Origin of the sequence: Variovorax sp. M-6, assembly GCF_052114385.1 — a bacterium.
Classification (GTDB): domain Bacteria; phylum Pseudomonadota; class Gammaproteobacteria; order Burkholderiales; family Burkholderiaceae_C; genus Variovorax.
Genome location: NZ_JBFREQ010000003.1, coordinates 18,696 through 45,208, shown reverse-complemented (window position 1 = coordinate 45,208; position 26,513 = coordinate 18,696). Strand labels below are relative to the sequence as shown.

The 26,513-nt window shown below is 65.4% G+C and carries 21 protein-coding genes; 10 read left to right on the top strand and 11 right to left on the bottom strand.

From position 1 onward, the window contains the following. Window positions 1-126: 126 nt before the first annotated feature. From AB4Z46_RS04485 to AB4Z46_RS04465, 5 genes are all read right to left on the bottom strand, one after another. On the bottom strand, window positions 127-2,022 hold the full coding sequence (locus AB4Z46_RS04485) for a hypothetical protein (RefSeq protein WP_442282284.1): 1,896 nt from the start codon (window positions 2,020-2,022) through the stop codon (window positions 127-129). A 3-nt stretch (window positions 2,023-2,025) separates the two neighbouring features. After that, window positions 2,026-2,745: a hypothetical protein gene (locus tag AB4Z46_RS04480; RefSeq protein WP_442282283.1), complete on the bottom strand. Its 720-nt coding sequence runs from the start codon at window positions 2,743-2,745 to the stop codon at window positions 2,026-2,028. A gap of 86 nt (window positions 2,746-2,831) precedes the next feature. Continuing rightward, on the bottom strand, window positions 2,832-3,584 hold the full coding sequence (locus tag AB4Z46_RS04475; protein ID WP_442282282.1) for a hypothetical protein: 753 nt from the start codon (window positions 3,582-3,584) through the stop codon (window positions 2,832-2,834). Between the two features lie 62 nt (window positions 3,585-3,646). Continuing rightward, the gene (locus AB4Z46_RS04470; protein WP_442282281.1) at window positions 3,647-5,044 is read right to left on the bottom strand and encodes an HlyD family type I secretion periplasmic adaptor subunit; all 1,398 of its coding nucleotides are present in this window, start codon (window positions 5,042-5,044) and stop codon (window positions 3,647-3,649) included. Further along, on the bottom strand, window positions 5,041-6,711 hold the full coding sequence (locus AB4Z46_RS04465; protein ID WP_442282280.1) for a type I secretion system permease/ATPase: 1,671 nt from the start codon (window positions 6,709-6,711) through the stop codon (window positions 5,041-5,043). The genes AB4Z46_RS04470 and AB4Z46_RS04465 overlap by 4 nt, the downstream gene beginning before the upstream one ends. A gap of 512 nt (window positions 6,712-7,223) precedes the next feature. Between AB4Z46_RS04465 and dusA the strand changes: the two genes are divergently transcribed. After that, a complete protein-coding gene (dusA, locus tag AB4Z46_RS04460) occupies window positions 7,224-8,213 on the top strand; it encodes a tRNA dihydrouridine(20/20a) synthase DusA (RefSeq protein ID WP_442282279.1) in 990 nt (329 codons plus the stop codon). Between the two features lie 142 nt (window positions 8,214-8,355). Here dusA and AB4Z46_RS04455 read toward each other — a convergent pair whose 3' ends face one another. After that, complete coding sequence (locus AB4Z46_RS04455) at window positions 8,356-9,003, bottom strand: GntR family transcriptional regulator (RefSeq protein ID WP_442282278.1); 648 nt, start codon at window positions 9,001-9,003, stop codon at window positions 8,356-8,358. A gap of 123 nt (window positions 9,004-9,126) precedes the next feature. Here AB4Z46_RS04455 and scpA point away from each other — a divergent pair, with 123 nt between their 5' ends. The 6 genes from scpA to AB4Z46_RS04425 are packed head-to-tail and all read left to right on the top strand — an operon-like array spanning window position 9,127 to window position 17,502. After that, window positions 9,127-11,286, top strand: coding sequence for a methylmalonyl-CoA mutase (gene scpA / locus AB4Z46_RS04450; protein WP_442282277.1), 2,160 nt, complete (start codon window positions 9,127-9,129; stop codon window positions 11,284-11,286). A 2-nt stretch (window positions 11,287-11,288) separates the two neighbouring features. Beyond that, entirely contained in the window at window positions 11,289-12,350 is a 1,062-nt protein-coding gene (meaB, locus tag AB4Z46_RS04445; RefSeq protein WP_442282276.1) for a methylmalonyl Co-A mutase-associated GTPase MeaB, read from the top strand. 48 nt (window positions 12,351-12,398) lie between these two features. Next, window positions 12,399-13,931 (top strand): acyl-CoA carboxylase subunit beta, encoded by a 1,533-nt coding sequence (locus AB4Z46_RS04440; protein WP_442282275.1) that lies wholly within the window; start codon window positions 12,399-12,401, stop codon window positions 13,929-13,931. 17 nt (window positions 13,932-13,948) lie between these two features. Further along, window positions 13,949-15,997, top strand: coding sequence for an acetyl-CoA carboxylase biotin carboxylase subunit (locus tag AB4Z46_RS04435; protein ID WP_442282274.1), 2,049 nt, complete (start codon window positions 13,949-13,951; stop codon window positions 15,995-15,997). Beyond that, window positions 15,998-17,029 carry a biotin synthase BioB gene (gene bioB, locus AB4Z46_RS04430; RefSeq protein ID WP_442282273.1) on the top strand — a complete coding sequence of 344 codons (1,032 nt, stop codon included), beginning with the start codon at window positions 15,998-16,000 and terminating at the stop codon, window positions 17,027-17,029. After that, window positions 17,026-17,502 carry a VOC family protein gene (locus AB4Z46_RS04425; RefSeq protein WP_442282272.1) on the top strand — a complete coding sequence of 159 codons (477 nt, stop codon included), beginning with the start codon at window positions 17,026-17,028 and terminating at the stop codon, window positions 17,500-17,502. The genes bioB and AB4Z46_RS04425 overlap by 4 nt, the downstream gene beginning before the upstream one ends. Window positions 17,503-17,514: 12 nt before the next feature. On the opposite strand, the gene AB4Z46_RS04420 is transcribed toward AB4Z46_RS04425, so the two are convergent. The 5 genes from AB4Z46_RS04420 to AB4Z46_RS04400 all read right to left on the bottom strand — a co-directional run bounded on the left by AB4Z46_RS04420 (window position 17,515) and on the right by AB4Z46_RS04400 (window position 22,106). Next, window positions 17,515-18,150: a LysE family translocator gene (locus AB4Z46_RS04420; RefSeq protein WP_442282271.1), complete on the bottom strand. Its 636-nt coding sequence runs from the start codon at window positions 18,148-18,150 to the stop codon at window positions 17,515-17,517. A 31-nt stretch (window positions 18,151-18,181) separates the two neighbouring features. Then, on the bottom strand, window positions 18,182-18,808 hold the full coding sequence (locus AB4Z46_RS04415; RefSeq protein WP_442282270.1) for an RnfABCDGE type electron transport complex subunit B: 627 nt from the start codon (window positions 18,806-18,808) through the stop codon (window positions 18,182-18,184). A 4-nt stretch (window positions 18,809-18,812) separates the two neighbouring features. After that, window positions 18,813-20,216 carry a polyhydroxyalkanoate depolymerase gene (locus AB4Z46_RS04410; RefSeq protein ID WP_442282269.1) on the bottom strand — a complete coding sequence of 468 codons (1,404 nt, stop codon included), beginning with the start codon at window positions 20,214-20,216 and terminating at the stop codon, window positions 18,813-18,815. 112 nt (window positions 20,217-20,328) lie between these two features. Continuing rightward, the gene (locus tag AB4Z46_RS04405; RefSeq protein ID WP_442282268.1) at window positions 20,329-20,937 is read right to left on the bottom strand and encodes a nucleotidyltransferase family protein; all 609 of its coding nucleotides are present in this window, start codon (window positions 20,935-20,937) and stop codon (window positions 20,329-20,331) included. Then, the gene (locus tag AB4Z46_RS04400; protein WP_442282267.1) at window positions 20,910-22,106 is read right to left on the bottom strand and encodes an amino acid aminotransferase; all 1,197 of its coding nucleotides are present in this window, start codon (window positions 22,104-22,106) and stop codon (window positions 20,910-20,912) included. The genes AB4Z46_RS04405 and AB4Z46_RS04400 overlap by 28 nt, the downstream gene beginning before the upstream one ends. Window positions 22,107-22,213: 107 nt before the next feature. Between AB4Z46_RS04400 and uvrB the strand changes: the two genes are divergently transcribed. From uvrB to AB4Z46_RS04385, 3 genes are all read left to right on the top strand, one after another. Continuing rightward, entirely contained in the window at window positions 22,214-24,316 is a 2,103-nt protein-coding gene (gene uvrB / locus AB4Z46_RS04395; protein WP_442282266.1) for an excinuclease ABC subunit UvrB, read from the top strand. 357 nt (window positions 24,317-24,673) lie between these two features. Continuing rightward, window positions 24,674-25,210, top strand: a complete 537-nt coding sequence (gene iscR / locus AB4Z46_RS04390) for a Fe-S cluster assembly transcriptional regulator IscR (protein ID WP_158720462.1) — start codon at window positions 24,674-24,676, stop codon at window positions 25,208-25,210. Window positions 25,211-25,286: 76 nt separating this feature from the next. Then, window positions 25,287-26,507 (top strand): IscS subfamily cysteine desulfurase, encoded by a 1,221-nt coding sequence (locus AB4Z46_RS04385; RefSeq protein WP_442282265.1) that lies wholly within the window; start codon window positions 25,287-25,289, stop codon window positions 26,505-26,507. The last annotated feature ends 6 nt before the right edge of the window (window positions 26,508-26,513 follow it).

Genomic DNA, 26,513 nt, shown 5'->3' with positions numbered 1-26,513 from the left:
GCATGGGACACACGCTCACCGACAACCGCAGTTCTTCAGTTCTCAGGATGTCTTCGGCGCGCTTGGTACTTCAGCAGCCTGCTCGTCAACGTAAGCACCGCCGAGCGTTCCAGCCCCTGCGTGCAATCAGCACTCCGGAACTCTCACCTCGATGATCCCGTCCCAAAGGCCATCGGGCACAGGAAGGTCACCGTAGAGGAGCCTTTGGAGCGAAGAACCAGACATGCTTCCCCCTCCGACAGGCTCCCTTCCTAAATACCCGCTACTACCGTTGTCGGAGAGGTATGTAACGTCCAAGAGGCGGCCCTGGGGGTCGTAGAGACTTTGAATACTCACCCATGTGTTCTCGCCTGTCTCATCCAGATCGACTTCCAATCGGCTGCCGTCATCGTAAGTAACGTTGCGCCAGGCCTCGCGACCCCAGGCGTCAAAGTGCGAGAGGATTTGATTCCAACTATGAGTGCCGTCTTGGTCGTAGTTGCTGACGTACGAGACGCCATTGTCCTCGACGGACTTTGCCCAATCCGTTCGCCCCTGCGCGTCGATCATCATCTCCCACCGGGAAGCCGAGTAGGCGTTCGGCACGTCGTAGGTTGTCGCATGCAAGCTGCCATTGTCGTAGGTGATGTTCACATGCTCGACGCGGCCTTGCGAATCGAAGTAGTTTTGCCAGACGCTGTCGGACCGCACCCCGGACTGGTCGTAGTCGGTGGTGACGTAGCTGCCGTCGTCCATGATCTTGATGGAATAGTCCGCCCGGTCCCAGATGTCGTACGCCGTGTCGATCTGCTTCCAGCTTTGATTGCCAAGCTGGTCGTAATTGCTGACGTAGTACGTGCCGTTGTCACCCACGGACATGGCCCAGTCCGTTCGGCCCTGTGCGTCAATTTCCATCTCCCAGCGGGATTCCGAGTAGCTATTTCGCACGTCGTAGGCTGTCCCATGCAAACTGCCGTCGTCGCGGGTGACGCTGACTTGCTCCAGGCGCCCCTGTGCGTCATAGGCTGTCGTGCGTGAGGCGTAGTCGGCGTTGTCATGCGCGCCATCGATTTCGGTGATGCGGTTGATTTTGCCGTTTGCGAAGTAGTCGGTGCTGGTCCGGTCGCCGTTCGCAGCGCCTTCGGTCCTCCGAAAGAGATTGCCGTCGGAATCAAAGATCACTTCGGTACGGCGGCCGTCTTGATAGATGACGCTGGCGCTCGAGGAACCGTCGTTGTGCATGACCGGATCGGTCACCTCATAGCCCGTCGCGTTGTAGCTCTTCTGCACATGATTCAGGTAGTCAGTGCCCGCTTGAGTACCGTTGATGCCCAACGCTCTGGTCACGAACTTTGCTGAGGTGGTCGCGTACGAGTGATCGTCATAGGCCGCCATTGCATGACGCGCGTGTTCAACGACATAGGTTGACTTGTTCGTTCCCGTCAAGCCTAAACCGTTGGCGACACCTTCGAGCCGGGTGAATTCCTTGTAGAGTTCGTCGGTGGCAAGTGACGCCCGATTGGACGCAGCGTACTCCGTACCCAGACCGTCTAGTTGGGTGCGAAATAGCCAGCTTGCATAGCGAGCGTTGGACTCGTCGTCGAGGATCGTATTGATGTATTGATCGCCGCGTTCAGTCACGGAAATGTCGGGTTGCGCGCCAACCAGTTCGTTTCGAGCTGCTGATCGCGTTGCTTCCTTTGCTATGTCACCATGTGCGCCTTCGTGTCTTAGGTTGTCAATCAATTTGAGAACGGCTGCGTCATCAGATCTTGTTAAGTTTTCTGGCCGAAGCAAGATTTGTCCGCGTTCAATGATTGCCTTGGTCACAGGATCTCTCACTGGATCGATGTAGACGGCGGGATCGGTCAACTTGTCGGCGGGGGTGGCGACGCGAATCGTCCATGTTCCATGGTTGAGCTCCTGCCGAAGGGATTCCAACGAGGTTAGCCGTTGGTCATTGATTAGCGCGACAGCACGCGTGATGAGAGCCGGATTCGCACCCGTGAGGCCTGCAAAGACACTTGCATTGATGGTTGTCATTGATTATTTCCCTTCGTCTTGATAGTTGCCAACGACGGCGATTTCACTGACACAGCCATCGCCGATAATTTGGCGAGTCGCCGGATCCCGCTCTTGTTCGAGGATGAGACTGAAGGTCGGCCCTCCATAGCGGCTGGTGTTGCTCCACCTAAACATCCCCCAGACATAGGCAGGCGACCAAGACCGAACGTTTGCGTGCGGCGATGTGTCGTTATTCACAAACGATTGACCGGTGTAGATGGCAAGTTCGTAGGGGTCAAGACAGAAACCGGTTTGTCTTTGAGATACGACCAGTTGGAGGTGTTGTCTCATGCCACCGGGGGGGCGCGCTCGCGTGATGCTGTAGCGCGCTCCGAACGATCCCAGACTGTTCACTTCGGGGTCCGAATAGCGCGTGCCGCCAACCACGTATTGCTTGCTAAAGAAGCGGGCCTCTCGATCATCCAGTGGTCTTTCTGTGAGCGTTATCCGCATCTTCTGTTCGATCTCCTTGACGGTGGGTGGCCGTTCGTCGGGTGTCTTTGGATAGAGCGCCAGCATGTTGTCCACCAGTCCCTTGATCTCAGGCGGCCAGCGCTCCGCGATGCGCGGATCGCGTGGGGGCAGCGGCGTGCCCTCGGGTTGCGGCACCAATGGCGGCGGTATCCCTGTCGCTTGTGATGGGGGTTTTTCCGTCGGCAATCGAGTCGTCGCGCACGCGGTTAGGCATGCTGCAACGCTCATCAGAAGGAATAGCCTGTTTCGATATCGCTTCATTCTTCTTCACTCCCGTCGTTGTCGTTGAAATTCACGGCGATGGTTGTCTCTGACTACTTCTCTTCTTCTTGATATTTGCCGACGACGGCGATTTCACTCACGCAGCCAGTGCTGAGAATTTGTCGAGTCGTCGGGTCCCTTTCTTGTCCGAGGATGATGCTGAAGTACGGGCCTCCATATCGACTGGTGTTGCTCCACTTGAACATGCCCCAGACATAGGCGGGCGACCAGGATCGAACATTTGCGTGCGGAGAGGTGTCGTTGTTCACAAACGTAGAACCGGTGTAGACGGCCAGTTCATAGGGATCAAGGCAATACCCGCTTCGTGCTGGCGCCGTGACCAATTGCAAGTGCTGTGTCATGCCTCCAGGAGGTCTTGCTCGGGAAATTCCGTAGAACTCGCCGAGACCTCCATGAGGCATCGAAGGAGGATCCATATACGGTGTTCCGCTGATGACAAAGCGCTTGTGCCACGTTCGAGCTTCCTGAGGCTTCAATGGCCTTTCGGTCAGCGTTATCCCCATCTTCTGTTCGACCTCCTTGACGGTCGGCGGCCGCTCGTCCGGAGCTTTCGCATAGAGCGTCAGCATGTTGTCGACCAGTCGCTTGATTTCAGGCGGCCAGCGCTCCGCAATGCGTGGATCGCGGGGCGGCAGCGGCGTGCCCTCGGGTTGCGGCACTAGCGGCGGGGGCGGTATCCCCGACATCCCGAGCGGGGACTTTTCCTCCGGCGTCCGGGCGGTCGCGCAGGCCGCAAGGCATGCGGCAACACTCAGCAGGAACAGCCTGCTTCTATATCGCTTCATTCTTCGTTGCTCCTTTCGTTGTGGTTGACTTTCATGGCGATCATTTGCGATTGGCGCGTGTTTCATCGCTCCCTCAAGCTATGCCGGATCCCATCCAGCACCGGATCGAACAGATAGCGCCACGCACTGCGCTCGGCAGTCGGAATGAAGACCTCGGCCTGCATCCCCGGCGAAAGCACCAGTGGCTGACCGGCAAGCTGGCTGGCGGTCTCCAGCGCTTCGGGACTCACGATGACGTGTGCGACGTAGTACGGCGCGTTGGGCGCCTGGGGATCGGTCTGCCGGTCGGCCCCGACATAGGTCACGCGCCCGTCCACTTGCGGCGTCGATCGCACGCGATAGGCGGGCAGCATCACGTGCGCGAGCGCCCCGTGCGCCATGGCTGTCTGCGCGTCCCGGATGTCGCTCGGCACGATCCGCGCCTCGATGACCAGGTCGGAGCCGGTCGGCACGATATCGAGCAGGGGCTCGCGCGGACCGACGGCGGCGCCCACGGTATGCACGTTCAAGCCCACGACTTCACCATCCACCGGTGCCACCAACTGCTGTCGCGTCTGTGCATCGAGGGCAGGGCGCAGCGCCTGCGCGGTCTGCGCAAGCTGGGCTGTAACCTCCTTCAGTTCGTCGGCCGCCGCGCGCGCGAATTCGGTCCGCTGCGCCGAGAGCTTCAGGCGCGTTTCGGCTTCCTTCTGGCGGGCTTGCGAGAGTTGGCTTTGCCCCGTCTGCATGCGCGCGCGATAGTCGGCCACGATCCTTTGCAGTTCGGCCAGCCGCGCCTCGCTGATGAAGCCATCCGCCTTGAGCTTCTCATTCATCGCAAGGTCATGCTGCGCCAGCTTGAGGGCCGATGCCGTGGTGGCGATCAATTCGCTTTGGGTCTTGCTCTCGCTCTGGATTTGCGACAGTTGCTCGCTCAACCATCGAGCTTGTTCGGCCTGCTGCCGGGCACGCGCGGCAAACAGTTCCCGCTCGCGCTGGGCCAGCAGCGCGACCAGCGCCTGTGCATCCGTGACTGGTTCGCTCGCGTGGTCGTCCTGCTCAAGCGCCCGGAGGTCGGGCGTGAAGGGAATCCCCCGCGTCTCGGCGCTCAAGCGCTGCGCCTTCAGGGTGTTCGTGATCCACTGCCCGCGCAGGGCTTGGGCGCCGGCGGCAACGCGCGCGTCGGCCAAGGTGATGAGGGGCTGTCCCTGCGACACCCGGTCGCCGTCCTTCACATGGACCGCCGCGACAATTCCGCCCTCGGCATGCAACACCGTCTTGCGATTGCCGACCGACTTGACGGTCCCCTCTGCAATGACGGCGGCGGCCAGTGGTGCGAGCGCAGCCCAGGCACTCAAGGCCACGACCCCCAGCACGGTGCCACAGAGGCCGGCGCGCAGCGCGCGACGCATTTCCTGCTGCCACGGAGGCGAGGGCAGGGCGGCGTGAACGATAGCGGGGGCATGCGCGGTGGTCTTCATGCCCGGGCCGCCCGATTCGCCATCATGGCTTGATTGCGCTGGACCATCCATTGCCGGACCTGCTCGCGCGGGCCGAATTGCTCGACGACCCCCTGCGCCAGCACCAGCACATGGCTTGCGAGGCCGATCAGATGGGGCCGGTGCGTGACGACGACGACGGTGCGACCCCGCTCGCGCAGGCCATGCAGGCAGCGTTCCAGCGCCGCTTCGCCTTCGGAGTCGAGTTGGCTGTTGGGTTCGTCCAGCACGATGAGGCTCGGTTCGCCCACGCCCGGCGTCGCGTAGATCGCGCGGGCCAGGGCGATGCGCTGGCGCTGACCGCCGGAGAGGATGTGCGCGCCGGGCTCGTGGCCCAGCAGCGTGTCGTAGCCCTTCGGCAGCGACGTGATCAATTCGTGCGCGCCTGCGCGCTGCGCCGCGAGGACCACGGCATCGCTTTGATCCCGGGTCAGCTTCCCGGTCGGTCGCCACAGGCGCGCGATGTTGTGGGCCACCGTTCCCGAGTGCAACAGCACGTCCTGCGGAAGAAAGCCGGTGCTCCGGCCCCGGGCCTGCGCGCCGTACTGATGCAGCGCGGCGCGGTCGAGCGCCACCTCGCCGTGAGTCGGCGGCTGCACGCCCGCCAGCACGCGCGCGAGGGTGCTCTTGCCGCTGCCGCTGGAACCCAGTACCGCGAGCATGGCGCCGGCCGGCAAGTCGAAACTGACGTTGTGCAGGAGGGCCGCGTCGCCCGGCGAGGGCCGGACTCCAAGATGGCTCAGGTTCAGTTGGCCCTGGGGCGGTGGCAGGGTCGTCTCGGGCAACCGGCCGGCGGCGCGGGACTCGGACGCCAGGGCGTTTCTCAGGCGGGCGAGCGCCTCGCGCGCCTCCAGTTGCTGCTTCCATCCGCCGATCAGCATCTCCAGCGGCGCGAGCGCCTTGCCGAGCAGGATGCTGCCCGCGATCATCACGCCGCCCGTGGCCTGTCCCTGCAGCACCAGCCAGGCGCCCGTCGCGAGCATGGCGATCTGCAGGACCTGCCGAGCGAGCTTGCCGAGCCCCTTCAAGCCGTGGCCCGGCAGATCTGTGGCCAGCCGCGCGATGGAGGCTTCGCCCTTGATCGCGATCAGCGCATCGCCCACCTGGTGCTGCTGGCCGTGCGCTTGCAGCACGTCGGCAAAGGCGGCGACTTCGCTGCCCATGCGGTGCGCCTGCATGTGCGCCTGCTCGGCCGATGCCACAGCGCCGCGCAGTCGCCATTCGGTGAGCCACGCCAGCCCGATCAGGATGAGCATGCCCGCGAGGGCGACCGCGCCGAGCAGCGGATGAAAGGCCGCGAGGACCAGCAGATAGACCGCGCACCAAGGCAGGTCGATCAGGGCGAGCAGGGCCGGACCGCCGACGAACGCGCGCAGCGTGCCGATGTCTCGAAATAGCTGCTGCGCCACCGATGCCGCCTGCACGGCGGATACACGGAGCGTCAATGGCATCAGAGCCCGCGTCAGCCGGTCTTCCAGCCCCACCGCACGTGCCGCATGCCAGCGAACCCGGGCGGTATCGACCACCCACCATGCCGCGAGAKACAAGGCGGCAGCAGCAAGCAGCATGAGCAGGGTTGCGGTGCTGCGGCTGGAAAGCACGCGGTCGTAGATCTGCAGCGTGACGAGAGTCGGGACCAGCAGCAGCATGTGAACGACAGAGCCGGCAAGGAACGCACCGGCCCATTCGGTGGACGAAGGCCAAGCAAGAATGCGCTCCGGAAGCGCTGTGATGGCGTCTCTCACGCCAACCAGGGCGCGAGTGCGCACAGGCTCTTGAAGGCGGCTTGAGTCACGGGATGCTCCTCGGATCTTGATTCCTGAACGCACCTACCGTCGCCCCGCGACCTACGGGATGACAGGCATCGTCAATGCAAGGCCAACTGGAACTGAACTGACTTCCGAGCGAAGCCGATGTTGGCAATGCTCTTCCGGTGAAGAGGCTACGAGGCCAATGCGGTCGCCGTCGATCAGACGCGTCCGAAAGTGCTTGGAAAAACTTCTGCCGCGAGACATCCACGCCAGAGCGAGCCCTGAAGAAGCCCTTGCTTCAGCGGATGAATCGCACTGCCTTGGCGTGCTCGACGTCGTTGCCGTTGAATATCCGCCTCAACGGTTCGTTTGAAACGCTGGAAAATCTCTCAAGGGTTAGAATTTTCTTAATGGAATCAACTACTTACCCTGGCATTCGGCTCAGCGTAGCGCCGATGATGGACTGGACCGACCGCCACTGTCGCTTCCTTCATCGCCTGCTCACGCGCCATGCGCTGCTTTACACCGAGATGGTGACCACCGGCGCACTGATCCATGGCGATGTGCCGCGCCACCTGCGCTTCAACGCCGAGGAGCATCCGGTGGCGCTGCAGCTCGGCGGCAGCGAACCCGCCGATCTCGCGCATTGCGCAAAGCTGGGCCAGGATTGGGGTTACGACGAGATCAACATCAATTGCGGCTGCCCCAGCGAACGGGTGCAGCGCGGCGCCTTCGGTGCCTGCCTCATGAACGAGCCGCAGCTGGTGGCCGACTGCGTGAAGGCGATGGTCGACGTAGTCGACGTGCCGGTCACGGTCAAGCACCGCATCGGCATCGACAAGATCGAGAGCTACGACTTCGTGCGCGATTTCGTCGGCAAGGTCAGCGAGGCGGGCTGCGAGACCTTCATCGTTCATGCCCGCAACGCCTGGCTCAAGGGCCTGTCGCCCAAGCAGAACCGCGAGGTGCCACCGCTGCGCTACGAGCTGGTGCATCGGCTCAAGCACGACTTTCCCGCGCTCGCGTTCTCGATCAACGGCGGCTTCGCCGACAACGCGCAGATGCATGCGCATCTGCGCCTGCTCGACGGCGTCATGATCGGCCGCGAGGCCTACCACAACCCCTGGTGGCTGGCCGAATGGGATGCGGTGTTCTACGGCGAGCCGCCGTCGACCCTGACGCGGGAAGAGGTCGAGCGCCAGATGTGCGACTACATGGCCCGCGAAGCCGCCGAGCATGGCACCCCGTGGTCCAACGTCGCCCGCCACATGCTGGGCCTGCGCAACGGCCTGCCCGGCGCCCGCCGCTGGCGGCAGGTGTGGAGCGACCACAAGCTCAAGACCCGCGCGCCGCACGAGGTCATGGCCCTGGCGCACGAGACGGACCTCCACCCCGCCTGATCAAGAAAACCCGAATTTCCCCCGGCCGGCAAAGCCAGGCCCCTTCGTGAAACACCGCGGATCTGGCTTTGCCAGTCCGCTGGTGTTGCCCCCGGAAGGGGGTGGGCGGGCTACACGCAGTGAGCCCAACCTGGGGGCGAGCTCAGTTCGCCGCTTCGAGCCCGTTGCGGAAATGCTCCTGCGTCCGGGCCATCGCGGCCTGCGGATCGCGCGCCTTGATCGCCGCCATGATCGCGCGGTGTTCGCGCAGCGATTCGCCGATGCGCCCGGCCTTCAGCAGCGAGTTGTGGCGGTTGAGCTTCATCACCTTGCGCAGGTCGGCCACCATCTGGTCGCGCCAGCGGTTGTTCGCGATCGCGAGAAGGCGCATGTGGAAGCGCTCGTTGAGGGCGAAGAAGTGCTCGCGGTCGACATGGCCTGGCGTCGCCGCAGCTTCGAGCTCCGCATGCAGGCGTTCGAGATCGGCCAGTTCGGCATCGGTGGCGTGACCGGCGACCACGCTTGCGGCGTCGCTCTCGAGCAGGCTCAGCAGGTGGTAGACGTCCGACAGGTCCTTCTCCGACACTTCTGTCACGTAGGCGCCGCGCCGCACCTTCATCGTCACCAGCCCCTCGGCCGCCAGCACCTTCAGCGCCTCGCGCAGCGGCGTGCGGCTGATGCCGTATTCCTCGGCCAGCTTGAGTTCGTCGATCCAGCCGCCGGGTTCGAGTTCGCGGCTGAAGATGCGCTGGCGCAGCAGTTCCGCCACCTCTTCATAGAGGGCGCGCGGGGTGAGGGTGACAGCGGACATGGCTGAAATGTACCGCATGTTTGTTCTTTGAATTAATAATTACGGATGAGGTAGACTCCGGGGCGCTGTCCTGCAACAGTGCAGGCACTCCTCGAACCTCGCATGATTTCCAAAGCGGCGCCCATGAGCAAAACCGAATACACCTTCTCGCCTGCGACCCTCGAAGCCTGGACCAAGGCGGCCGCCAAGTCCGCGCCGGGCGGCAACCTCGAAGCGTTGAACTGGATCACGCCGGACGGCATCACGGTCAAGCCGCTCTATACGGCGGCCGACCTGCAGGGGCTCGAGTACACCGACACCTTGCCCGGCTTCGAGCCCTACCTGCGCGGCCCGCAGGCCACGATGTACGCGGTGCGCCCGTGGACCATCCGCCAGTACGCGGGCTTCTCGACCGCCGAGGAATCGAATGCCTTCTATCGCAAGGCACTGGCGGCCGGCGGCCAGGGCGTCAGCGTGGCCTTCGACCTCGCCACCCACCGCGGCTACGACAGCGACCATCCGCGCGTCACCGGCGACGTCGGCAAGGCCGGGGTGGCGATCGATTCGGTGGAGGACATGAAGATCCTGTTCGACCAGATCCCGCTCGACAAGGTCAGCGTCTCGATGACCATGAACGGCGCGGTGCTGCCGGTGCTGGCGGGCTACGTGGTCGCGGCGGAAGAGCAGGGCGTGGCGCAAGACCAGTTGAGCGGAACCATCCAGAACGACATCCTCAAGGAGTTCATGGTCCGCAACACCTATATCTTCCCGCCGGCGCCGAGCATGCGGATCATCGGCGACATCATCGAGTACACGGCGCAGAAGATGCCCAAGTTCAACTCGATCTCGATCAGCGGCTATCACATGCAGGAAGCCGGCGCCAACCAGGCGCTCGAGCTGGCCTTCACGCTGGCCGACGGCAAGGAATACGTGAAGACCGCGCTGGCCAAGGGCCTCGACGTCGACGGCTTCGCGGGCCGGCTCAGTTTCTTCTGGGCCATCGGCATGAACTTCTACCTCGAGGTCGCCAAGATGCGCGCGGCGCGCCTGCTGTGGTGCCGGATCATGAAGGAGTTCGAGCCGAAGAACCCCAAGAGCCTGATGCTGCGCACGCATTGCCAGACCTCGGGCTGGTCGCTGACCGAGCAGGACCCCTACAACAACGTCGTGCGCACCACCATCGAGGCCATGGCCGCGGTGTTCGGCGGCACCCAGAGCCTGCACACCAACGCGCTCGACGAGGCCATCGCGCTGCCGACCGAGTTCAGCTCGCGCATCGCGCGCAACACGCAGCTCATCATCCAGGAAGAGACCCACATCACGAGCGTGATCGACCCCTGGGCCGGCAGCTACATGATGGAGAAGCTCACCCAGGACATGGCCGATGCGGCCTGGGCGATCATCGAGGAGGTCGAGGCGATGGGCGGCATGACCAAGGCCGTCGACAGCGGCTGGGCCAAGCTCAAGATCGAGGCCGCCGCGGCCGACAAGCAGGCCCGCATCGACTCGGGCCGCGACGTGATCGTGGGCGTCAACAAGTACAAGCTCAAGGCCGAGGACGCGATCGACAGCCTGTCGATCGACAACATGAAGGTGCGCGACGGCCAGGTCGCCAAGCTCAAGGCGATCCGCGAGAAGCGCGACAGCGCCGCCGTCCAGGCCGCGCTCGACGCGCTGACCGCGGCAGCGGAAAGCGGCGAGGGCAATCTGCTCGAGCTCAGCATCCAGGCGGTGCGCCTGCGCGCCACGGTCGGCGAGATCAGCGACGCGCTCGAGAAGATCTACGGCCGCCACCGCGCCGACACCCAGAAGGTCACCGGCGTCTATGCCGCGGCCTACGACTCGGCCGAAGGCTGGGAGGCGCTGCAGCACGAGATCGCCGCCTTTGCGGAAGCGCAGGGCCGGCGCCCGCGCGTGATGATCTCCAAGCTCGGCCAGGACGGCCACGACCGCGGCGCCAAGGTGGTCGCGACCGCCTTCGCCGACCTCGGCTTCGACGTCGACATGGGCCCGCTGTTCCAGACCCCCGAGGAATGCGCCCGCCAGGCGATCGAGAACGACGTCCACGCGGTGGGCGTCAGCACGCTGGCCGCGGGCCACAAGACGCTGGTGCCGGCGATCATCGCGGAACTGAAGAAGCAGGGCGCCGACGACATCATCGTCTTCGTGGGCGGCGTGATTCCGCGCCAGGACTACGATTTCCTCTACGAGGCGGGCGTCAAGGGCATCTACGGCCCCGGCACCCCGATCCCGGCGAGCGCCAAGGACGTGCTCGAGCAGATTCGCGCGGCGGTTGCGGCCTGAAGATGCCGCCCGCCAAGGCACCGGTCACGGTGGAAGCGCTGCTGGCGACCGAAGGCCCGTCGCAGCGCCGCGCGATCGCCAAGACGATCACGCTGCTCGAATCGACCCGCGCCGACCATCGCGCGCAGGCCGACGCGCTGCTCACGGCCCTGTTGCCGCATACCGGCAAGTCCTTCCGCCTCGGCATCTCGGGTGTGCCGGGGGTCGGCAAGTCGACCTTCATCGAGACCCTGGGGCTCCACCTGATCGCGCAGGGCCACCGCGTCGCCGTGCTCACGATCGACCCGTCGTCCACCGTCTCGGGCGGCTCCATCCTCGGCGACAAGACGCGCATGGAGCATTTGTCGGTGCATGAGCGTGCCTACATCCGGCCCAGCCCCTCGAGCGGTACGCTGGGCGGCGTGGCCGAGAAGACGCGCGAGGCGATGCTGGTCTGCGAGGCCGCCGGCTACGACATCGTGATCGTCGAGACCGTCGGCGTCGGCCAGAGCGAGACCGCGGTCTCGGGCATGACCGACATGTTCGTGCTGCTGCAGCTGCCCAATGCCGGCGACGACCTGCAGGCGATCAAGAAGGGCGTGATGGAGCTGGCCGACCTCGTCGTCATCAACAAATCGGATATCGACAAGGATGCGGCGACGCGCGCGCAAGCCCAGATCACCTCGGCGCTGCGGTTGTTCGGCCACCACGGCAATCCGGCGCACGCGCAAGTCATGCATGCGGCCCATGCCGCGCCGGGCACGCCCGAGGCCGAAGTGCGCTTCTGGCTGCCCAAGGTGATCCAGCTCAGTGCGCTGCTGGGCACCGGCGTCGATGGCTTCTGGGCCGCGGTGCTGGAGTTCAAGGCGCTGCAGGCGGCCAACGGCCGCTTCGACACGCGGCGCGAGAAGCAGGCGCTGGCCTGGATGTGGGAACGCATCGACGCCGGACTCAAGCAGGCCTTCCGCCAGCATCCGCAAGTCCGCGAATTGCTGCCGCAGGCCGTGGCCCAGGTGGCGGCCGGCACGCTGCCGGCATCGACGGCGGCGCGCCAACTGCTCGCCGCACAGGCCGGACAGGCGTAGCCTGCGGCAATGCCTTTCAACAAGAATCAACTCTTACGACGGAACGTCATGAAAGAAATCCTCGAACAACTCGAAAAACGCCGCGCCCAGGCGCGGCTCGGCGGCGGCCAGAAGCGCATCGACGCCCAGCATGCCAAGGGCAAGCTGACGGCGCGCGAGCGCATTGAACTGCTGCTCGACGACAACACCTTCGAAGAGTGGGACATGTTCGTCGAGCACCGCTCGAGCGACTTCGGCATGGCCGACAACAAGATCCCGGGCGATGGCGTGGTCACCGGCTACGGAATGATCAACGGCCGCCTGGTCTTCATCTTCAGCCAGGACTTCACCGTCTTCGGCGGCGCCCTCAGCGAGGCCCACGCCGAGAAGATCTGCAAGGTGATGGACCAGGCCATGAAGGTCGGCGCGCCGGTCATCGGCCTCAACGATTCGGGCGGCGCCCGCATCCAGGAAGGGGTGGCCTCGCTCGGCGGCTATGCCGACGTGTTCCAGCGCAACGTGATGGCCTCGGGCGTGGTGCCGCAGATCAGCATGATCATGGGCCCGTGCGCGGGCGGCGCGGTGTACTCGCCCGCCATGACGGACTTCATCTTCATGGTGAAGGACAGCAGCTACATGTTCGTCACCGGCCCCGAAGTCGTGAAGACGGTGACGCACGAGGACGTGACGGCCGAGGAGTTGGGCGGCGCTTCGACCCACACCACCAAGAGCGGCGTGGCCGACATGGCCTTCGAGAACGACGTCGAGGCGCTGATGATGCTGCGCCGGCTCTACAACTACCTGCCGCTCAACAACCGCGAGAAGCCCCCGGTGCGGCCCAGCGGCGACCCGGCCGAGCGCGCCGACCTCTCGCTCGACACGCTGGTGCCCGACAACCCGAACAAGCCCTACGACATGAAGGAGCTGATCGAGAAGGTGGTCGACGACGGCGACTTCTTCGAACTGCAGCCCGACTATGCGAAGAACATCGTGATCGGTTTCGCCCGCATGGAAGGCCAGAGCGTGGGCATCGTCGCCAACCAGCCGCTGGTGCTGGCCGGTTGCCTCGACATCAAGTCGTCGATCAAGGCGGCGCGCTTCGTGCGCTTCTGCGACGCCTTCAACATCCCGGTCGTGACCTTCGTCGACGTGCCCGGCTTCATGCCCGGCACCAGCCAGGAGTACGGCGGCATCATCAAGCACGGCGCCAAGCTGCTCTACGCGTACGCCGAGTGCACGGTGCCGAAGATCACGGTGATCACGCGCAAGGCCTACGGCGGCGCCTACGACGTGATGGCCTCGAAGCACCTGCGCGGCGACGTCAACCTGGCCTGGCCGCGGGCCGAGATCGCGGTGATGGGCGCCAAGGGCGCGGTCGAGATCATCTTCCGCGAGGACAAGAACGATCCCGAGAAGCTGGCGGCGCGCGAGGCCGAGTACAAGGCGCGCTTTGCCAACCCGTACGTGGCCGGCACGCGGGGCTACATCGATGACGTGATCCTGCCGAGCGAGACGCGCAAGCGGATCTGCCGCAGCCTGGTGATGCTGCGCGAGAAGAAACTCGAGAACCCGTGGCGCAAGCACGGCAACATTCCGCTCTGAGGCTGGGAGACACGAACATGTTCAAGAAAATCCTGATTGCGAACCGCGGCGAGATCGCTTGCCGCGTCATCAAGACCGCCAAGAAAATGGGCATCCTCACGGTCGCCGTCTATTCCGATGCCGACAAGGACGCGCGCCATGTGGAGCTCGCCGACGAGGCCGTCCACATCGGGGCATCGGCCAGCCGCGAGAGCTATCTGCAGGCCGACCGCATCATCGCGGCCTGCAAGAAGACCGGGGCTGAAGCCGTGCACCCGGGCTACGGCTTCCTGTCGGAGAACGAAGCCTTCGCGCGCAAGGTCGAGGAGGAGGGCATCATCTTCATCGGCCCCAAGCACTACTCGATTGCGGCGATGGGCGACAAGATCGCCTCGAAGAAGCTCGCCAACGAGGCCAAGGTCAACACCATTCCGGGCTGGAACGACGCCATCGAGACCGCCGAGCGCGCCGTGGAGATTGCCAGGGACATCGGCTACCCGGTGATGATCAAGGCCTCGGCCGGCGGCGGCGGCAAGGGCCTGCGCGTGGCCTTCAACGACAAGGACGCGTTCGAGGGCTTCACCTCCTGCCGCAACGAGGCGCGCAACAGCTTCGGCGACGACCGCGTGTTCATCGAGAAGTTCGTCGAGGAGCCGCGCCACATCGAGATCCAGGTGCTGGGCGACGCTCATGGCCACGTGATCTATCTCAACGAGCGCGAATGCTCGATCCAGCGCCGTCATCAGAAGGTCATCGAGGAGGCGCCGTCGCCCTTCATCAGCGAGGCGACGCGCAAGGCGATGGGTGAGCAGGCCGTGGCGCTGGCCAAGGCCGTGAACTACCAGAGCGCGGGCACGGTCGAATTCGTGGTCGGCAGGGACCAGAGCTTCTACTTCCTCGAGATGAACACCCGGCTGCAGGTGGAGCATCCGGTGACCGAGGCGATCACCGGCCTCGACCTGGTCGAACTCATGATCCGCGTCGCCGCCGGCGAGAAGCTGCCGCTGGCGCAGAAGGACGTGAAGCGCGAGGGCTGGGCCATCGAGTGCCGCATCAACGCCGAGGATCCGTTCCGAAACTTCCTGCCCTCGACCGGCCGGCTGGTGCGTTTCCAGCCGCCGAAGGAGACCATGTTCTCGGCCGACACCGAGCACCTGTACGGCGTGCGGGTCGACACCGGCGTCTACGACGGCGGCGAGATCCCGATGTTCTACGACTCGATGATCGCCAAGCTGATCGTGCACGGCCGGGATCGCGCGCATGCCATCGCGCTGATGCGCGAAGCCCTCAACGGCTTCGTGATCCGCGGCATCAGCAGCAACATTCCGTTCCAGGCGGCGCTGCTCGCGCACCCGAAGTTCGTCAGCGGCGACTTCAACACCGGCTTCATCGCCGAGCACTACGGCCGAGGCTTCCATGCCGAGGATGTCCCGCACGACGATCCCGATTTTCTGGTCGCGCTGGCGGCCTACATGCATCGCCGCTACCGGGCGCGGGCCTCGGGCATCAGCGGCCAGCTCGAGGGCCATGGCGTGAAGGTGGGCGAGCAGTTCGTGGTGGTCGTGATGGACGACAAGGGCCATCACGTGCACAAGCCCGTGTCGGTCACCGACTACCACGGCCACACCGGCTCCAGCGCGGTGGCGGTGGGTGGCCACGACTACAAGATCGACAGCAAGGCGCCGCTCGGCAGCGTCCGGGTCGAAGGCATGGTCAACAACCGTGTCTTCACCGCGCAGGTCGAACGCGGCGCAGGCAAGAATCCGCTGGCGCTGCGCGTCGTGCACAACGGAACGCAGATCGAGGCGATGGTGCTGTCGCCGCTCGGTGCGCGGCTGCTCGCGCTGATGCCCTACAAGGCACCGCCGGACCTGAGCAAGTTCCTGATGTCGCCGATGCCAGGTCTGCTGGTCGAGGTCTCGGTGCAGCCGGGCCAACAGGTGCAGGCGGGCGAGAAGCTCGCCGTCATCGAGGCGATGAAGATGGAGAACGTGCTGTTCGCGACGCAAGACGGCGTGGTCGGCAGCATCTCCGCGGCCAAGGGCGAATCGCTCTCGGTCGACCAGGTGATCATGGAGTTTGCGTAGATGGGCGCCCACGATCTGTCGGTCGAGAAGGCCGTCACCCTGCGCCGTCCGGCCGCGACGCCCGTCGCGCCCACCGGCCCATGGACCGTCGAGGCCGTCCAGGCCCTGCTCGACAAGCCCTTCAACGATCTGTTGTTCGAGGCGCAGACGGTGCATCGCGCGCATTTCCCCGCCGCGGACATCGAACTGGCCACGCTGCTGTCGGTCAAGACCGGCGGCTGTCCGGAGAACTGCGGCTATTGCCCGCAGTCGGCCGAGTTCGACACCGGCGTCCAGGCGCAGAAGCTGATGGAGGTCGACGAGGTGCTGCGTGCTGCGCAGGCCGCCAAGGACGCGGGCGCGACGCGTTTCTGCATGGGTGCCGCCTGGCGCGCACCCAAGGACCGCGACGTCGAGAAGGTCGCGGTGCTGGTCGAGGCCGTGAAGGGCCTGGGCCTGCAGACCTGCGCCACGCTCGGCATGCTCGAGCCGCAGCACGCGCTGCAGCTCAAGGCCGCGGGGCTGGACTACTACAACCACAACCTCGACACGGCGCCCGAGTACTACAGCGACATCGTCGACACCCGCAGCTACCAGGATCGGCTCGACACGCTGGCGCATGTGCGCGCGGCCGGCATCAGCGTCTGCTGCGGCGGCATCGTGGGCATGGGCGAGGCGCCTGTGCATCGCGCGGGGCTGATCGCCCAGCTCGCCAACCTCGACCCCTATCCGGAGTCGGTGCCGATCAACAGCCTGGTGCGCGTGCCCGGCACGCCGCTGGCAGATTCGGAACCGATCGATCCGCTCGATTTCGTTCGAATGATCGCGATCGCGCGCATCACGATGCCGAAGGCGCGCGTGCGTCTGTCGGCCGGCCGCCAGCAATTGGGCGATGCGGTCCAGGCGCTGTGCTTCCTGGCCGGCGCGAATTCGATCTTCTACGGTGACAAGCTGCTGGTCACGGGCAACCCCGATGTCGAGGCCGATGTGAAGCTGCTGGCCAAGCTGGGTCTCCAGGCCCGTTCGACCTCTGAACAAGGAGCATGTGCATGACGCGTCCATTCAAGGTGCTGGGCATCCAGCAGATCGCCATCGGCGGCCCGGACAAGACCCGGCTGCAGAAGCTGTGGGTCGAAATGCTGGGCCTCGAGGTGACGGGCACGTTCAGGAGCGAGCGCGAGAACGTCGACGAGGACATCTGCGCGATCGGCAGCGGCCCCTTCAAGGTCGAGGTCGATCTGATGCAGCCGCTGGACCCCGAGAAGAAGCCCGCGGTCCACGCCACGCCGCTGAACCATGTGGGGCTGTGGATCGACGATCTACCGACGGCCGTCGAATGGCTCACGGCGCAGGGCGTGCGTTTCGCGCCGGGCGGCATCCGCCAGGGCGCGGCCGGCTTCGACATCTGTTTCCTGCACCCGAAGAGCAACGACGAGTTCCCGATCGCGGGCGAGGGCGTGTTGATCGAACTGGTGCAGGCCCCGCCTGAGGTGGTGAGCGCCTTCGCGGCGTTGGCGGCAGGCTGAGAAGCCGCGCGGTCAGGCGCCTGGACGGCGCCAGACTGCGAGTGTTGCGGCCAGCAGCCACATCCCCGCCGCGCAGCCGCGGTTGAGCGCGCGCAGGCTGCCCTGCGAAAGCCAGCGCACCGCCTGGGTGCCGGCCGTCGCGTAGCCGAGCATCACCAGCGTGTCGATGCCGACGAAGACCGCGCCGAGCACCAGGTACTGCGGCGCCTGGCGCTGGGCGGTATCGACGAACTGCGGCAGGAAGGCCGCGAAGAACAGCAGCGATTTCGGGTTCGACAAGGCCACGGCCAGGCTGCGCAGCAGCGCCAGCCGGCCGCGCAGCGGCCGGGCCGAGGAGGCCGCCAGCACAGCACCGACGTCGGCCGGCGGCGTGCGCCAAAGCTTGATCCCGAGCCAGACCAGGTAGAGCACCCCCGCGACTCGGATCGCGTTGAAGAGCCACTCCGAGGCCGCAAGCAGCGAACCCAGGCCCAGCGCGACCGTGGTGATCACGATGCAACTGCCCAGCGAGGCGCCGGCGATGCCCCAGGCGGCCGCACGCATGCCGCCCGAGATGCCGTTGGAGAGCGCCAGCAGCATGGTGGGGCCGGGCGTGATCGCGAGCGCGATGGAAGCGAAGGCGAAGAGGAGCAGGGTGTCGATGCTCATCCGGCATTTGCCTCGGGGGCGACCTGGCGCTTCATGGCTTGCGCAAGTCCTTGGCTGCCGCGCGGGCACGGGCCAGCGCTGCTTCGACGATCGCACGCTTGCGATCGGTGGCGTCGGGCGCGTCCGCTTGCGCGTCGTTCGCCGGTGCGGCCGAGGGGGCGGCCTTGGCTCGTCGGCTGGCGTGGGCCTCGTAGCGGGCGCGCGCATGATCGGCCTGTTCCTGCGACCAGGCCTGCCAGCCGCTTCGGCCCGGCGTGACCGTTTCAAGCGAGATGCAGTCCACCGGGCAGGCCGGGATGCACAGTTCGCAGCCCGTGCAGTGCGCGTCGATCACGGTGTGCATGCGCTTGTGAATGCCCACGATGGCGTCGGTCGGGCAAGCGTCGAGGCAGAGGGTGCAGCCGATGCACCAGGCCTCGTCGATCACGGCGAGGGCGCGCGGCCCCTCGACGCCGAACTGCGGATCGATCGCCCGCACGGGCCTGCCCGTGAGCCGCGCGAGACGCTGCACGCCTTCGGCGCCGCCGGGCGGGCATTGGTTGATGTCGGCCTCATGGGCTGCGATGGCCTCGGCGTAGCCGGCGCAATCGGGGTAGCCGCAACGCGTGCACTGCGTCTGCGGCAGCGCGTCCAGCAGGTGTGCGGCCGTCGGTGTCACGATCTCATGCGGACTTGCGCTTGACGGCGCTCGCGCGCCGTGCCGTCGGCACCTTGCGCGCCGCCACTGCCACCGGCTTCTTGCGCGCCGGGCTGGCCTTGATCGTGTCTTCCGCTGCCAGGATCACGCGGCTGGCGCGCTTCTGCGGCTTGTCGTGCGCCGCAATGAAGTCCCGGACCTCGGGGTAGACCTGGTCGCGCCAGCGGCGTCCGCTGAAGATGCCGTAGTGGCCTGCGCCCTTGACCTCGTAGTGCCGCTGTTCCTTGGCGGACACGCCGGTGCACAGATCGTGCGCGGCGCGGGTCTGGCCGGAGCCGGAGATGTCGTCGAGTTCGCCCTCGACCGTCAGGAGCCCGAGCGAATGGATGTCCTGGGGCCGCACGGTTTCGCGCACGCCGTCGGCGTTCTTCACTTCCCAGGTGCCGTTCACGAGGTCGAACTTCTGGAACACCGTGCGGATCGTTTCGAGGTAGTAGTCGGCATCCATGTCGAGCACCGCGTTGTACTCGTCATAGAACTTGCGATGCGCCTCGGTGCTGGCGCCGTCGCCCTTGATCAGGTCCTTGAAGTAGTCGTAGTGGCTGCTGGCGTGGCGGTCCGGGTTCATCGCCACGAAGCCCGTGTGCTGCAGGAAGCCCGGGTAGACGCGTCGGCCTGCGCCCGGAAAGCCGTCCGGGACGCGGTAGATCACGTTGTTCTCGAACCACTCGAAACTCTTGTTCATCGCCAGGTTGTTGACCGCGGTGGGCGACTTGCGGGCGTCGATCGGGCCCCCCATCATGGTCATCGACAGCGGCGTCTTCTCGCCGCGGCTGGCCATCAGCGACACCGCCGCCAGCACCGGCACCGTGGGCTGGCAGACGCTGATCACGTGGCAGTTGCCGTATTCGGCCTGCAGGTAGCGGATGAAGTCCTCGACGTAGTTGACATAGTCGTCGAGATGGAATTCGCCTTCGGACAGCGGCACCAGGCGCGCGTTGATCCAGTCGGTGATGTAGACCTTGTGGCCCTGCAGCATGGTGCGCACGGTGTCGCGCAGCAGCGTGGCGTAGTGGCCCGACAGCGGGGCCACGATCAGCACCACCGGCTGGCTCTTGAGCGTCTGCAGGGTGTCCGGCTCGTCCGTGAAGCGCTTGAAGCGGCGCAGCTGGCAGAACGGCTTCTCGATCTCGACGCTCTCGTGGATCACCACCTCGTGGCCATCCACCTTGACCGTCTTGATGCCGAACTCCGGCTTCTCGTAGTCCTTGCCCAGCCGGTACAGCAGGTCGTAGCCGGCGGCCATGCGCTGTGCCAACGGCGCCTGGCCGAAGGCCGCGCCCTGGCTGTAGAGTTTGGAAGCGGCCTGCGCGAAGTCGGCGAAGGGCTCCATGAGGGAACGCTGCGCTTCGTAGAGTTGGTAGAGCATCGGGGTGGCCAGGGAGTTTGTTGCAATGCAATATATCAGCAGCTCTTGACCGGAAGTAGAGGGCCCACCCGATTCAGCCGGTGCCGCCGTGATATTCGTCCCATCGCCGCGCTCAGGGCTGCGGCGAGATGGCGTCCAGGACCTGGATCCAGGGCCATCGCGACCGGTAGTCCGCTGCCTTGGCGGCATAGAGGCGGGGCTGGTGGCAGTGCGGATTGGGCCGGAGGATCCCTTCGTACAGCCCCTGGAGGCCGAAGGGCGCGTAAAGCAGCGGGCCGTCCGCCTGCGGCTGCAGCCCGACGCAGGTGCAGTCCACCAGGAAGCGGTCGATGCCGTCGCGCGAGCACAGCGAAGGCGCGTAGCTGGCGCCGAAATAGTCCGCATACCAGGTGTGGACCCGGGCCTGGTTCTTGGTCTCGATGGTGACGGGCAGCCCCGAGAAGTGCCGCCGCACCCGTTCGTCGACCCGCTGCTCCGCGTCGGCCGACAGGTCGGCGGCGTCGAAGTAGAACAGGTCGTAGTCGCGAATGCCGGCTTCCGGCGGGCGGCCGCAGCGCAGGTTCCAGACGCTCTGGAACAGGCAGCCGGCCACCAGCCAGGCATCGGGCAGGGCCAGCGCGGGCAGGCCCTCGAGGATCGCCCGGTTGTTCGGGTTGCGCAGCGCGTCCCGGACGAAGCGATCCTTCAGGTCCGTCAGAGGACCTTGGCGATGCTCTGGCAAACGTAGTCGATGTTCTTGCTGTTGAGCGCAGCCACGCACATGCGGCCGGTGTCGGTGCCGTAGACGCCGAACTCTTCGCGCAGGCGCACCATCTGGTCCTTGCTCAGGCCCGAATAGCTGAACATGCCGATCTGCGAGGTGATGAAGCTCATGTCCTGCTTCACGCCGGCGGCCTTGAGGCCGTCGACCAGCTTCTGGCGCATCGCCTTGATGCGCACGCGCATTTCGGCCAGCTCCTTTTCCCAGACGGCGCGGCGGGCCGGGTCGTTGAGCACCGCCGCGACCACCGCGCCGCCGTGGATCGGCGGGTTGCTGTAGTTGGTGCGGATGGCGATCTTGAGCTGCGACAGCACGCGCGCCGCCTCTTCCTTGCTTTCGCACAGCACCGAGAGGGCGCCCACGCGTTCGCCGTAGAGGCTGAAGCTCTTGGAGAACGAGGTCGAGACGAAGAACGTGAGGCCCGCCTCGACGAACTTGCCGATCACGGCGCCGTCTTCCTGGATGCCATGGCCGAAGCCCTGGTAGGCCATGTCGAGGAAGGGGGTCAGCTGCTGCGCCTTGACCGCCGCAATGACCTGGTCCCACTGGGCTGCCGTGATGTCGTAGCCGGTCGGGTTGTGGCAGCAGGCGTGCAGCACGACGATGGTGCCGGCGGGCGCCGCCTTCAGCGCGGCCAGCATGCCCTCGAAATCGATGCCGCGCTTGGCGGCGTCGTAGTAGGGGTAGCTCTCGACCTCGAAACCGGCGTTGGTGAACAGCGCGCGGTGGTTTTCCCAGCTCGGATCGCTGATCAGGACCTTGGCTTGCGGGCTCAGCTTCTTGAGGAAGTCGGCGCCGACCTTGAGGCCGCCGGTGCCGCCGATCGCCTGGATGGTGGCGACGCGGCCGGATTTCACCGGTTCGCTGTCGGCGCCGAAGACCAGGCCCTTGACGGCATTGTCATAGGCGGCGATGCCGTCGATCGGCAGGTAGCCGCGGGCGCTGGGCGCCTTCATCATGTCCTCTTCCGCGGCCTGCACGCACGCGAGCAGGGGCAGCTTGCCGTTGTCGTCGTAGTACACGCCCACGCCGAGGTTGACCTTTTTCGGATTGCCGTCGGCCGCATATTGCTCGTTGAGGCCCAGGATCGGGTCGCGAGGCGCCATCTCGACGGCGGTGAACATTGACATGGAAAAGTCCTTTGGATGATCGGTTCACGTGAAGCCGGGTCCTGCGTTACGCTGCCCGGTTGGCTTGAATTTTACCGGTCGCGCCACCAACTCCCCGAGTCCACGCCATGCCAGATACCACTGAAGTCATTCCCGAACCGCAACACGCCGATCCTGTGGAGCCTGCCCGGCAGGGCGAATTCGTCACTTTCCCGGGTTCTCCGTTCGAGCTCTACCAGCCCTATCCGCCGGCCGGCGACCAGCCGGCGGCCATCGCCGGGCTGGTCGAAGGCGTGGAGGACGGCGAGGTGTTCCAGACCCTGCTCGGCGTCACCGGTTCCGGCAAGACCTTCACCATGGCCAACGTGATCGCCCGGCTGGGCCGCCCGGCGATCGTGTTCGCCCCCAACAAGACCCTGGCGGCCCAGCTCTACAGCGAATTCCGCGAGTTTTTCCCGAAGAACGCGGTCGAGTACTTCGTCAGCTACTACGACTACTACCAGCCCGAGGCCTACGTGCCGCAGCGCGACCTGTTCATCGAGAAGGACAGCTCGATCAACGAGCACATCGAGCAGATGCGCCTGTCGGCCACCAAGAGCGTGCTGGAACGGCGCGATACCGTGATCGTGGCCACCGTGAGCGCCATCTACGGCATCGGCACGCCCGAGGACTACACGCAGATGCGTTTCATCATGCGGGTGGGCGACAAGATCGGCCAGCGCGATGTCATCGGCCGGCTGATCCGCATGCAGTACACGCGCAACGAGCAGGACTTCTCGCGCGGCACCTTCCGGGTGCGCGGCGACACCATCGACGTCTTCCCGGCCGAGCACAGCGAGCTGGCCATCCGGATCGAGCTGTTCGACGACGAGATCGAGGCCCTGCAGCTGTTCGACCCGCTGACCGGGCGGATCCGGCAGAAGATCCCGCGCTTCACGGTCTATCCGTCGAGCCACTACGTGACGCCGCGCGACAAGGTGATGAGCGCGGTCGAGACGATCAAGCTCGAACTCGACGAACGGCTGAAGTTCTTCGTCGCCGAGGGCAAGCTGGTGGAGGCGCAGCGAATCGAGCAGCGCACCCGCTTCGACCTCGAGATGCTGGCCGAGATCGGGCACTGCAAGGGCATCGAGAACTACACGCGCCATCTGTCGGGTGCCGCGCCGGGCGAGCCGCCGGCCACGCTGACCGACTACCTGCCGAAGGACGCGCTGATGTTCCTCGACGAGAGCCACCAGATGATCGGCCAGCTCGGCGGCATGTACAACGGCGACCGGGCCCGCAAGACCACGCTGGTCGAGTACGGTTTCCGGCTGCCCTCGGCGCTGGACAACCGGCCGCTCAAGTTCGAGGAGTTCGAGAAGCGGATGCGCCAGTGCATCTTCGTCTCGGCGACCCCCGCGCAGTACGAGAAAGACAATGCCGGCAACGTGGTCGAACAACTGGTGCGCCCGACCGGCCTGATCGACCCCGAGGTCGAGGTTCGGCCCGCCACCCACCAGGTCGACGATGTGCTGCAGGAGATCCGCCTGCGGGTCGACAAGAACGAGCGGGTGCTGATCACCACGCTGACCAAGCGGATGGCCGAGCAGCTCACCGACTACCTGGGCGACAACGGCGTCAAGGTGCGCTACCTGCACAGCGACGTCGACACGGTCGAGCGGGTCGAGATCCTGCGCGACCTGCGGCTCGGCACTTTCGACGTGCTGGTCGGCATCAACCTGCTGCGCGAGGGCCTGGACATCCCCGAGGTGTCGCTGGTCGCGATCCTCGATGCCGACAAGGAAGGCTTCCTGCGCGCCGAACGCTCGCTGATCCAGACCATCGGGCGGGCGGCACGCAACCTGAACGGCAAGGCGATCCTCTACGCCGACCGCATGACCGAATCGATGAAGAAGGCCATGGGCGAAACCCAGCGGCGGCGCGAGCGCCAGATCGCCCACAACCTGGCTCACGGCATCACGCCGCGCAGCATCGTGAAGCAGGTGCGCGACCTCATCGACGGGGTCTACAGCGAAAAATCGGGCAAGGAGGCGGCCAAGCGCGAACTGGAGCGCGCCAAGGTCGAGGACATGTCCGAAAAGGACATCGCGCGCGAGATCAAGCGGCTCGAAAAGCTCATGCTGGAGCACGCCCGAAACCTCGAATTCGAGAAGGCCGCCCGGGTCCGCGACCAATTGGCGGAGCTCCGCGAACAGGCCTTCGGCGGCCCCGGCCACGACAACATTTGAGTTTGCGTCCCCGTTGCATGCCCGGCCGCCCGGCCGGCGCAGCCAGGCCCGTTCGTGAAACACCGCGGAACCGGCTTTGCCGGGCCGCTGGTGTCGCCCCCGGAAGGGGGTGGGCGGCGGCTACACGAAGTGAGCCAACCTGGGGGCGAGCCAAACTCCGGGGGTTTACCCCAGCAGGGCGCAGGGGCTTCTGCTATACTTGACCGAAATACTCAAGAACAAACGAACTTCGCGATGAAGGGCCGACTCCAACCCACAGGTTCACCTATGGAGCAGGAGGCGGACAGGGCGGAGACGACGTCACCGCGGCCTCCAGGCCTGGTGTCATTTCAACGGTAAGCACTCAAGGAGCTTGCGATGCGTCTCACTACCAAAGGCCGCTTTGCGGTCACGGCCATGATCGACCTGGCGCTGCGCCAGAACACCGGTCCGGTCACGCTGGCTGCGATCAGCCAGCGGCAGCAGATCTCGCTGTCCTATCTCGAACAGCTGTTCGGCAAGCTGCGCCGCCACGAACTGGTCGAGTCGACCCGTGGCCCTGGCGGCGGCTACTCGCTCGGCCGCAAGGCGGCCGACATCACGGTGGCCGACATCATCGTCTCGGTCGACGAGCCGATCGACGCCACCCAGTGCGGCGGCAAGGAAAACTGCCTCGGCGAAGCCGGCCGCTGCATGACGCACGAGCTGTGGGCCTCGCTGAACCAGCGCATGGTCGAGTTCCTCGATTCCGTCACGCTGCAGAAGCTGGTCGACGACCAGATCGCCAAGGGTGTGCAGATCGAGAACAAGCCGGCCGTCAAGCGCGCGATCTCGGCGCAGCCGGTGGTCAAGCCGATCCGCGTCAACGCACCGAATTCGGTGTTCGCACTGGGCAACGCCTTCGCCAAATCCTGATCCGGCGGCGCCTTCGGGCGCCGATCCAGCCGCCTCGACCTTCCAAAGATCAACCCCACGCCAGCCTGAGCCAGCCATGGACGTCACTCCTCATTTCCCGATCTATCTCGACTACGGCGCCACCACGCCGGTCGATCCTCGCGTCGTCGATGCGATGATTCCCTGGTTGCGCGAGCATTTCGGCAACCCGGCGTCGCGCAGCCACGCCTGGGGCTGGGAAGCCGAAGAAGCGGTCGAGAAGGCGCGTGCCGACGTCGCCGACCTGATCGGCGCCGACCCGCGCGAGATCGTCTGGACCTCCGGCGCGACCGAGTCGAACAACCTCGCGATCAAGGGTGCGGCGCATTTCTACAAGGGCAAGGGAAAGCACCTCATCACGGTGAAGACCGAGCACAAGGCCGTGCTCGACACCATGCGCGAGCTCGAGCGCCAGGGCTTCGAGGTGACGTACCTGGATGTCCAGGAGGACGGCCTGCTGGACCTCGAGGCCTTCAAGGCCGCGATCCGCCCCGACACCATCCTCGCGAGCGTGATGTTCGTGAACAACGAGATCGGCGTCATCCAGGACGTGGTGGCGCTCGGCAACATCTGCCGCGAGAAGGGCGTGATCTTCCACGTCGACGCGGCACAGGCCACCGGCAAGGTCGAGATCGACGTCAAGACGCTGCCGATCGACCTCATGAGCCTGGCTTCGCACAAGACCTACGGCCCCAAGGGCATCGGCGCGCTGTATGTGCGGCGCAAGCCGCGCGTGCGGCTCGAGGCCCAGATGCACGGCGGCGGCCACGAGCGCGGGATGCGCTCGGGCACCTTGCCGACGCACCAGATCGTGGGCATGGGCGAGGCTTTCCGCCTTGCCAGGCTCGAGATGAAGGAAGACATCGCCAAGGCGAGCGCGCTGCAGAAGCGCCTGCTCGACGGCCTGAAGGATGTCGAACAGGTCTTCATCAACGGCGATCTCGCGCAGCGCGTGCCGCACAACCTGAACATGAGCTTCAACTACGTCGAAGGCGAGTCGCTGATCATGGGCATCAAGGGCCTGGCCGTGTCCAGCGGCTCCGCCTGCACCTCGGCCAGTCTCGAGCCCAGCTACGTGCTGCGCGCGCTCGGCCGCAGCGACGAACTGGCCCACAGCAGCCTTCGCATGACGATCGGCCGCTTCACGACCGAAGAAGAAATCGACTACGCGATCTCGACCATCAAGCACAACGTCGCCAAGCTCCGCGAACTGAGCCCGCTGTGGGAAATGTTCAAGGACGGCATTGACATCAGCACGATCCAGTGGTCGGCTCACTGAAAATTC